Annotated in this window: 13 protein-coding genes; 7 read left to right on the top strand and 6 right to left on the bottom strand. The window is 62.7% G+C overall.

What is annotated here, in order from left to right:
* A partial coding sequence (locus E5W70_RS06870; protein WP_292655638.1) for an alcohol dehydrogenase catalytic domain-containing protein occupies positions 1-349 on the bottom strand: 349 nt, incomplete at its 3' end.
* A gap of 124 nt (positions 350-473) precedes the next feature.
* On the opposite strand from E5W70_RS06870, the gene E5W70_RS06865 reads away from it, so the two are divergent.
* The 3 genes from E5W70_RS06865 to E5W70_RS06855 all read left to right on the top strand — a co-directional run bounded on the left by E5W70_RS06865 (position 474) and on the right by E5W70_RS06855 (position 2,331).
* A complete protein-coding gene (locus tag E5W70_RS06865; RefSeq protein WP_023678495.1) occupies positions 474-668 on the top strand; it encodes a DUF1192 domain-containing protein in 195 nt (64 codons plus the stop codon).
* A 96-nt stretch (positions 669-764) separates the two neighbouring features.
* Positions 765-2,012: an MFS transporter gene (locus E5W70_RS06860; protein WP_292655634.1), complete on the top strand. Its 1,248-nt coding sequence runs from the start codon at positions 765-767 to the stop codon at positions 2,010-2,012.
* A 31-nt stretch (positions 2,013-2,043) separates the two neighbouring features.
* Positions 2,044-2,331, top strand: a complete 288-nt coding sequence (locus E5W70_RS06855; protein WP_023678497.1) for a metalloregulator ArsR/SmtB family transcription factor — start codon at positions 2,044-2,046, stop codon at positions 2,329-2,331.
* A 142-nt stretch (positions 2,332-2,473) separates the two neighbouring features.
* Here the strand turns inward: E5W70_RS06855 and E5W70_RS06850 are convergent, their stop codons facing one another.
* Together E5W70_RS06850 and E5W70_RS06845 are read right to left on the bottom strand one after the other, a co-directional pair.
* Positions 2,474-3,130, bottom strand: coding sequence for a glutathione S-transferase family protein (locus E5W70_RS06850; protein WP_292655630.1), 657 nt, complete (start codon positions 3,128-3,130; stop codon positions 2,474-2,476).
* A gap of 55 nt (positions 3,131-3,185) precedes the next feature.
* Entirely contained in the window at positions 3,186-4,037 is an 852-nt protein-coding gene (locus tag E5W70_RS06845; protein ID WP_292655627.1) for an alpha/beta hydrolase, read from the bottom strand.
* A 97-nt stretch (positions 4,038-4,134) separates the two neighbouring features.
* Between E5W70_RS06845 and E5W70_RS06840 the strand changes: the two genes are divergently transcribed.
* The 3 genes from E5W70_RS06840 (at position 4,135) to E5W70_RS06830 (ending at position 5,492) form a co-directional block, all read left to right on the top strand.
* The gene (locus E5W70_RS06840) at positions 4,135-4,659 is read left to right on the top strand and encodes a helix-turn-helix domain-containing protein (RefSeq protein WP_292655625.1); all 525 of its coding nucleotides are present in this window, start codon (positions 4,135-4,137) and stop codon (positions 4,657-4,659) included.
* A gap of 76 nt (positions 4,660-4,735) precedes the next feature.
* Positions 4,736-4,966 carry a hypothetical protein gene (locus E5W70_RS06835; protein ID WP_023678501.1) on the top strand — a complete coding sequence of 77 codons (231 nt, stop codon included), beginning with the start codon at positions 4,736-4,738 and terminating at the stop codon, positions 4,964-4,966.
* A gap of 94 nt (positions 4,967-5,060) precedes the next feature.
* Positions 5,061-5,492: a heme-binding protein gene (locus tag E5W70_RS06830; protein ID WP_292655621.1), complete on the top strand. Its 432-nt coding sequence runs from the start codon at positions 5,061-5,063 to the stop codon at positions 5,490-5,492.
* 10 nt (positions 5,493-5,502) lie between these two features.
* On the opposite strand, the gene E5W70_RS06825 is transcribed toward E5W70_RS06830, so the two are convergent.
* The 3 genes from E5W70_RS06825 to E5W70_RS06815 all read right to left on the bottom strand — a co-directional run bounded on the left by E5W70_RS06825 (position 5,503) and on the right by E5W70_RS06815 (position 7,184).
* On the bottom strand, positions 5,503-5,904 hold the full coding sequence (locus E5W70_RS06825; RefSeq protein WP_292655618.1) for a hypothetical protein: 402 nt from the start codon (positions 5,902-5,904) through the stop codon (positions 5,503-5,505).
* A gap of 199 nt (positions 5,905-6,103) precedes the next feature.
* A complete protein-coding gene (gene rpmF, locus E5W70_RS06820; protein ID WP_006203806.1) occupies positions 6,104-6,286 on the bottom strand; it encodes a 50S ribosomal protein L32 in 183 nt (60 codons plus the stop codon).
* Positions 6,287-6,425: 139 nt separating this feature from the next.
* A complete protein-coding gene (locus tag E5W70_RS06815) occupies positions 6,426-7,184 on the bottom strand; it encodes a transglycosylase domain-containing protein (RefSeq protein ID WP_292655717.1) in 759 nt (252 codons plus the stop codon).
* 79 nt (positions 7,185-7,263) lie between these two features.
* On the opposite strand from E5W70_RS06815, the gene E5W70_RS06810 reads away from it, so the two are divergent.
* On the top strand, positions 7,264-7,998 hold a 735-nt coding region (locus tag E5W70_RS06810), incomplete at its 3' end, for a polyprenyl synthetase family protein (protein ID WP_292655616.1).

The raw sequence follows: 7,998 nt of genomic DNA, 5'->3' as shown, positions 1-7,998 counted from the left end.
GCAGCACGCTGCCTGCGTGCACTCTGACATATTCGGCATAGCCGCCGCCCGCCGTCAGCGCACAGACCCGGTCGCCGACGCGCCAGCGCGATATCTCGTCACCAAGGGCAGCGACTTCGCCTGCCGCTTCCAGGCCCGGCAGATCCGATGCTCCCGGCGGTGGCGGATAGGCGCCCTTGCGCTGCTGCACGTCCGGCCGGTTGACGCCGGCGGCCCGCACCCGGATCAGGATCTCGCCGGGACCGGGAACCGGTACGTCGCGGGTTTCCGGTTTCAGCACCCGCGGCCCGCCCGGTTCCGATATGGCGATCGCCATCATCTTTGCCGGAATTTTCTGTGCGTTCGCCATGAATTTTCCCGTCGTGCTTCGCCGGTTTCTCGTGCCAGCTCTTGCCGGCCATTTGCATCCATACGCTTGCCCTATGTATGCTCATTGGCAAATCAGGCAAATGGGCAATCACGGAGGAGCGACGATGGCGATCTTCGACGACGAACCCAAGAAGAAAGCGCGCCCGCACGAGATCGGGCAGGATCTGTCGCTGCTTTCCGTCGATGAACTGTCCGAGCGGATCGGCATCCTGCGCGACGAGATTGCCCGGCTGGAAGCCGAGCTCAAGACCAAGGGCTCCACCAAGTCGGCGGCAGAGGCGCTGTTTCGCCGCGGATAGTACTGCGGGTAATTCCAAAAGCTCGGGCACGCCGCCGAAAAGCCCGAATGCCGCTGTCTCCAGACTTGTGCCCAAAACCCCCAGCCGGATTGAAAAATGTTCGCAAGCTACAGACCGGTCCTCTCGCTGCTGCGCGGCACCGCGTTCCTGCTGGCGGCATCTGGGCTGCACGGGCTGCTGTTGCCGCTGCGCGGCCAGGTGGAGGGCTTCTCGACGGCATCGCTCGGCCTGATGGGCACGGCTTGGGCCGGCGGCTTCGTCACCGGCTGCTTCTTTGCGCCACGCATCGTGCGCCGCGCCGGTCATGTCAGGGCTTTCGGCGCCTTTGCCGCATCGGGAGCGATCGTCGCACTGCTCACCGGCCTGATCATCGATGAATATACCTGGATCCTGCTGCGCGCCTTCACCGGCTTCACCATGGCCGGCGCCTTCATGGTCATCGAAAGCTGGCTCAACGAGAAGGCCACCAACGAAAACCGCGGCACCGTCTTCGGCCTCTACATGATGGTCACCTATGCCTCGATCATGGGCGGTCAGATGATCGTTGCCGGCGGCGACGTGAAATCGGCGTCGCTGTTCATGATCACCGGCATTCTGTTTTGCCTGTCGCTGATCCCGACGGCGGTCTCGACGGCGTCGCACCCCAAGCCGCTGCAGGACGTGTCGCTCGACGTCAAAGGGCTCTACATCAATTCGCCGGTGTCGGCGATCGCCTGCGTGCTGATCGGCATCGCCAACGGCGCCTGGGGTACACTTGGTGCCGTCTATGGAGCGCGCATCGGCATCTCGACAGCCGAGATCGCGCTGATGATGAGCCTCGTGGTCATCGCCGGCGCCGCCATGCAGCTTCCGGCCGGGCGGCTCTCCGACACGACGGACCGTCGTTTTGTGCTGGCGGGCGCGGCTTTCGGCGCTGCGCTGTTCGCCATCGCCATCTTCCTGTTCGAACCGCGCTCCGGCGTCTTCGTCATCGTCTGCACCGCCGCCTACGGCGCCTTCGCCTACACCCTCTATTCGATCGCGGTGGCGCATGCCAATGACCATGCGCGATCGGAGGACTTCGTCAAAGTGTCGGGCGGCCTGCTGCTGCTTTATGGCTTCGGCACGATGATCGGTCCGCTGGTGGCCGCCGGCCTGATGGGCTGGATGCGCCCCGAGGGGCTGTTCCTCGCTACCGCACTCGCGCATCTCAGCCTGGCCGGCTATACGCTGCTGCGCATCAGCCGTCGCGCGCCGGTGCCGATCGAAGGCCGCGATGCCTTCAAGACCCAGCCGGCCGACCGCTCGGTGACGCCGGAAGCGTTGCGGCTCGACCCGCGCAGAAAAGCTGAAACCGACGGTTGAGATTCGAGACGCTTTGCCCCACAAATAAGGCATGATGCTTTCCGACGCCTTCATGGCGATTGCCGATCCCAACCGGCGCCATCTCTTGGAAGAGCTCCGGCGCGGACCGAAGACCGTCAACGAATTGGCATCCGGCTTGCCGGTGTCCCGCCCGGCCGTTTCGCAGCACCTGAAGGTGCTGCTTGATGCCGGGCTGGTCAACGCCAAGCCGGAAGGCACCAGGCGCGTCTATACGGTCAGCAATGCCGGCTTCCTGAAGCTCAACATCTGGCTCGACCAGTTCTGGGACGCGGAGCAGCTCGGCTCACCCGGAAGCTGAGGGGCGTCATCAGCGCGTCGGCAACTGTGCAGCTTCGGGCCTAGAGCAATTCCCGGAAAAGTGTGAAACGGTTTTCCGTCCGGAATTGCGCAAAAACAAAGAGATAGAGCGGTTCGGCGTTTCCGTGAAACGATGGACTAATCTAGCCATTGTTGTAGGGGAAGAGCTTGAAATAAGGCTGCGCTTCCTCGATCACACGGGCAACCGAGGGGCGTTGCAGCAACCGGTCGTGATAGCGCCTAACCGCAGGATATTCGTCTCCGAACGGCTCGACCTTGTTGGCGTAGAACAGCGCGGGGGCGGCAGCGCAGTCGGCCATGGTGAAGCTCGCACCCACCGCCCATGTCCTCGACGGCATGTCCCGTTCGATGATGGCGTAGGAGCTGCGCAGCTGGGCGCGGGCCTGCTCGACGCCGAACGGATCGGTCTTGCCCTCCGGCCGCAGCCGGTCGCCGACGATCTTCTGCATCGGTTCCTGGACGTAGAAGTCATAGAAGCGGTCGGCGAGCCGGGCCTGGCGAGCGAGATCGAGATCGGCGGGAATCAGTTCGACCGGCCCAGGATAATACGCGTTGAGATATTCGATGACGATCGTCGATTCCGGCACGGTCCGGTCCAGCGCTTCATCGCGCAGCACCGGCATCTTGCCGAGCGGCCACAATTTCAGGAACGCCGCGCGCGACTGTTCATCGCCGAGATCGACGACGACGGATGTGAATGGCGTGTTGTTCTCATAGAGCGCGATCAGCGGCTTCCAGCAGAAGGAGGCCAGTGGATGAAGATGCATAGTCAGGGACATTGTTTGTCGTTCCTTGGGTGGTTCGTCTCGCGGAAATTCGGTGTCGGGCTCGGTACTATTTGGCCTGGCTGTGGGTGACGATGGCATCGATGATCGCGGCCCAGTCGTCGGGATGCAGCTCGTGGCCGCCGCCCTCGATCCGGAGCAGCCTTGCACCGGCGACCGCGTCGGCAAGAGCGGCGCCATGCTCGACTGGAAAGATGGGATCGTGGGTGCCGTGGATAACGAGGAGCGGGGTTTTCATGTCGCGCAGCCGACCCGTCCAGTCTTCGCCGCTCCCATCTTCGCCACTCTTGAGCATGAAATGATTGGTCGCACTTAGAAAACCGCCGGACCGGTCATAATCCTGTTCGACGAAAGCCCGCGTTCGCTGCTCGTCGAAAGAGTGCGCGGCACCGGTGAGCGCATGTGCGTCCTTGACGATGAAATCGACCACTTGGCCACGGTCCGACCAGTCGACCTTGGCGCCTTCGGCCGAGTGTTTCCTATAGGCCTCGGTGGTTCCGGGCAGATGCGAAGTATCGATGCCCAGGGGCGAGCTGCTGATCACCGTCAGCGAATTGACGCGCGACGGGTATTTCAACGCAACGAGCTGCGCGATCATGCCGCCCATCGAGATGCCGACCACATGCGCCTTTCGGATTCCATGGTCGTCAAGGACGCGGATAGCATCGTCCGCCATGTCGTCGAATGTATAAGGCGGCTCGCCCGGCGCGTATTTGGTCGAACGGCCGGTATCGCGATTGTCATAGCGGGTCACGAAGCGACCCTCGCCGGCCAGCCTCCGGCAAAACGCTTCGGGCCACCAGAGCATTGAAGCCATGGCGCCCATGATCAACAATACCGCCGGATGTGCCGGATCGCCGAAGGTCTGGGATACGATTTCGGGGTGTTCGGCGTTTTTCATGGCTTTCCTCCTTGGGCTTCCAACCCGATTGCAATTTGCAATCAGTTGCACGATAATTAAAACTGATACGATAATGCAACCGGTTTTGGAGATTCGCATGAACATCGATCGTCGGTCCGGATGCCCCATCAACCTGTCGCTCGAAGTGTTCGGCGACCGGTGGAGCCTGATCATCCTTCGCGACATCATCTTCGGCGGCAGACGCCACTTTCGCGAACTGCTCAACGGCTCGATGGAGGGCATCGCCTCCAATATCCTCGCCGACCGGCTGAAGCGGCTGATGGAGCTCGGCATGCTGACCAGGGCGGATGATCCCTCCCACAAGCAGAAGGCGATCTACAGTCTGACCGAAATGGCGATCACGCTGGTGCCGATCCTGGCGCATCTCGGCGCCTGGGGCCGGGTCTGGCTGCCGGTCAGCGAAGAGCTCTCTATCCGTGCCGAGCTTCTGGAAAAAGGCGGCCCGCCGATGTGGGATAAGTTCATGAACGAGTTGCGCCACGAGCATCTGGGTGCGTCTCCTGCTCCATCCGAGCCCACCGTCCGCGCGACTTTGCAGGCCGGATACGATGCGGTGATCGCCCGCAACGCGCGGAGCATCGGCTGCGATCCGGCGCCATGACCAACTTATTTTCCCAATCGCGGGCTGGCTCTGCTATCAAGGGGCTGAAGATAATTCACGGGATTGGATAACGCTCTTGGTCGAGAACTCTAAGGACACTGCCCGTGCGCGGGCCGATTTGCGTTTCAAGAAACAGGAAGAGGCAGCCACGGTCCGCCAGAAGGCGATGGCGGAATATGTCGCCGAGAGCGACGCGCGCCAGGCCAAGACCAACAAGCTGCGGGCGCTGCGCCTCGCCAAGGAAGCGGAAGACCTGGCCAATGCGCCTCCGGCCCCGGTGAAGAAGCCTCGCGCCAAGAAAAAATAAGCCGGCGCTCCCAGACGCATACTTCATTTCGCACGCGAAACAGTTCACCGGGATGTTTCTGCCGGTTGATAACTGGCGCGTTTAGGAGACCGCCATGACCGCACTGACGCTCGACAAAGCCCTTGAAATCATCGCCGCCGCCTTTGCCAAGGGTGCCGAGCTCAAGCTCAGGCCGCTTGGCGCCTCGGTGCTCGACGCCGGCGCCCATCTGGTCGCGTTCCAGCGTCAGGACGGCGCCTCGTTCCTGCGTCCGCAAATGTCGGCCGGCAAGGCTTATGGCGCGCTCGCTATCGGCATGGGCTCGCGCCGGGTGGAAGCTTTCGCCAAGGAGCGTCCGCATCTGATCGCCGGCGTCTCCGACGTGTCGGGCGGGCGCGTCCTGCCGGTCGTCGGCGGCGTGCTGATCCGCGACAACGCCGGCACGATCATCGGCGCCGTCGGCATTTCCGGCGACACGTCCGACAATGATGAAACGGCAGCCATCGCCGGTATCGAGGCGGCTGGCTTTAGCGCCGACCCGGGCTGAGCCGGGATCCTTAGTTCATGTTGATGTCGCGGCTGGCCGACCGCATCGACACCGAAAAGCCGGCCAGCACGTCGATCAGCGCTATGATCATCAGTATGAAGAAAACGGAATGGGCGGCGCCCTTCACCAGCAGGAACTCGACCAGATAGGCCACAAAGACGAAGGTCGACAAAAGGTGATCCATGATCGAGGCATTTGTCGTGCGCGTCGATTTCACCACTTCGACGAACAAGAAGATCAGTGCGATCAGCACGATGAGATCGCCGAGGGTCATCGAGAACACCCCACCCGACATCATCCGGACCGAAAACATTTCGGTCGCCCACGGATCGTCGCCGCTGCCGAATATTCCCAGAAGCCCGAGATTGTAGAGGATGAAAGGCACGATCAGCAGCGGGATGGCACCGAACATGTGGCGGCTCCGGTTGGACTGATCTTTGTAGAGTGCGCCCGGCGTTCGCCGTCAAGAATTTTCGTGCGACCAGCAAACACGGACAAAGACGGCGTGAAACAACAATGTCAGGCCCGGCTGATATGATCAGTTGTCGCAAACACAAAAAGACCGGCCAATGGCCGGTCGTTTCGCAACCCATAAACCGTCGAAAGCTCTCTCAGCTTTCCTTCGGCTCCAGAACCTGGCGACCGCGATACATGCCGGTCTTCAGGTCGATATGGTGCGGACGGCGCATCTCGCCGGAGTTCTTGTCCTCGACATAGGTCGGGGCCTTCAGTGCGTCGGCAGAACGGCGCATGCCGCGCTTCGACGGAGAGGTTTTTCGTTTCGGAACGGCCATGGATATGCTCCACTACATGGTCAAAACGCCCCGGCGGCCCTCGTGAAAGGGCCACATCAGGGGCCGGAATCTGAGAAAGTCGGCTGCCTATACACGCCCGATGGCGTTTTGGCCAGCGTCGCCGTGTTTTTTTTTGACACTATCGCAGGCAACCGACATAGGCGCCGGCGCGGCCCGCGCGCCGCTCGATCAACGCGGCAAGCCGCCTCAGTCCCGGCCCGGGCTTCGCCGGATTGCGCACGATCGGGTTCGGCAAGGTGACGGCAAGCAGCGCTGCCTGCCGGCGCGACAGCTGTTTTGCCGAGACGCCGAAATGATGCCGGGCGGCGGCCTCGATGCCGTAGATGCCCGGTCCCCATTCCGCGATGTTGAGGTAGATCTCCATGATCCGCCGTTTCGACAGCACAGCATCGAAATAGACGGCCAGCGGCAGTTCGACGACCTTACGGACCGAGCCCAACGGCCGCGACCATAGATAAAGGTTCTTTACCGTCTGCATGGTGATGGTCGAGGCGCCACGTGTCATCTCGCCGGCGAGCGCATCGTCGACGACGCCGCGCAACTCGCCCAGATCGACGCCGCGATGGAAACAGAACTGCCCGTCCTCCGACATGATGACCGAATATGCCAGCACCGGCGCGACATCGTCGATGGAAACCCAGCGCCGATCGTAGCCGGAAAACGTCGCCAGGTCCTTCAGCATCAATGTCGACACCGGATGCACGAATGGCGGCAGGTACAAGAAGGTCAGCACCACCGGCACCAGCGCCAGCACGACGGCGACGGCGATGCCGCGCCGGACCCAGCGTTGAAGACCGATGCGGCTGCCGCGTCTCGGTCTCGCCATGTCCAACCCTTCGGTTTCGTGATCGACAATCGGTTCCGCCAAGCCACCCAGTCCGCGCTACTCCCTGCCCCCGGCATAATGGCGCTTGGCTTCTTGCGCAACGTCTGAGTGTCGGCTACCGCTCCCGACCATGACGAAAGACGACCAAATGGCGTTCGAAGCTGCACTTATTGCCCGGGCAGTTCCGCTCGAGGCGCTGCTGAGGCGGTTGCTCGACGGACGGACGCTTTCAGGCGAGGTCGCGCGGCCCGAACGCCTGATGGCGGCCATGCGACATGGCGTGCTGAACGGCGGCAAACGACTGCGTCCCTTCCTGGTCATGGAAAGTGCTGCACTGTTTTCAGCCGACGGCGAGGCAGCGCTGCGCGTCGCGGCGGCGCTCGAATGCGTGCACTGCTATTCGCTCATCCATGACGATCTGCCGGCCATGGACGACGACGATTTGCGCCGCGGCCAGCCGACCGTACACAGGGCTTTCGATGAGGCGACCGCCATTCTTGCGGGCGACGCCTTGCTGACGCTTGCCTTCGACGTCCTTGCCGACGAGGCCACAATGCTGCCGGCCGAGCGCAGGGCAGCGCTGGTGCTGGCACTGGCCCGCGCCGCCGGGGCGGGAAGCATGGTCGGCGGCCAGATGCTCGATCTCGAGGCCGAACAAGGCCGGCCGGACGAGGCCGGCATCATCCGGCTTCAGGCGATGAAAACCGGTGCGCTGATCCGCTTTGCCTGCGAAGCGGGAGCCATCCTTGCCGGCGCGCCGTCGGGCGACCGCGAAAGGCTGGCCGAATTTGGTTCGGCGATCGGGCTTGCCTTTCAACTTGCCGACGATCTGCTCGACCTGACCGCCGACGCGCATCAGATGGGC

It is taken from the genome of Mesorhizobium sp., from assembly GCF_005063415.1.
Taxonomy (GTDB): Bacteria; Pseudomonadota; Alphaproteobacteria; order Rhizobiales; family Rhizobiaceae; genus Mesorhizobium.
Note: the sequence above shows the minus strand (reverse complement) of the source record. Positions and strands in the feature narration are given on the sequence as shown.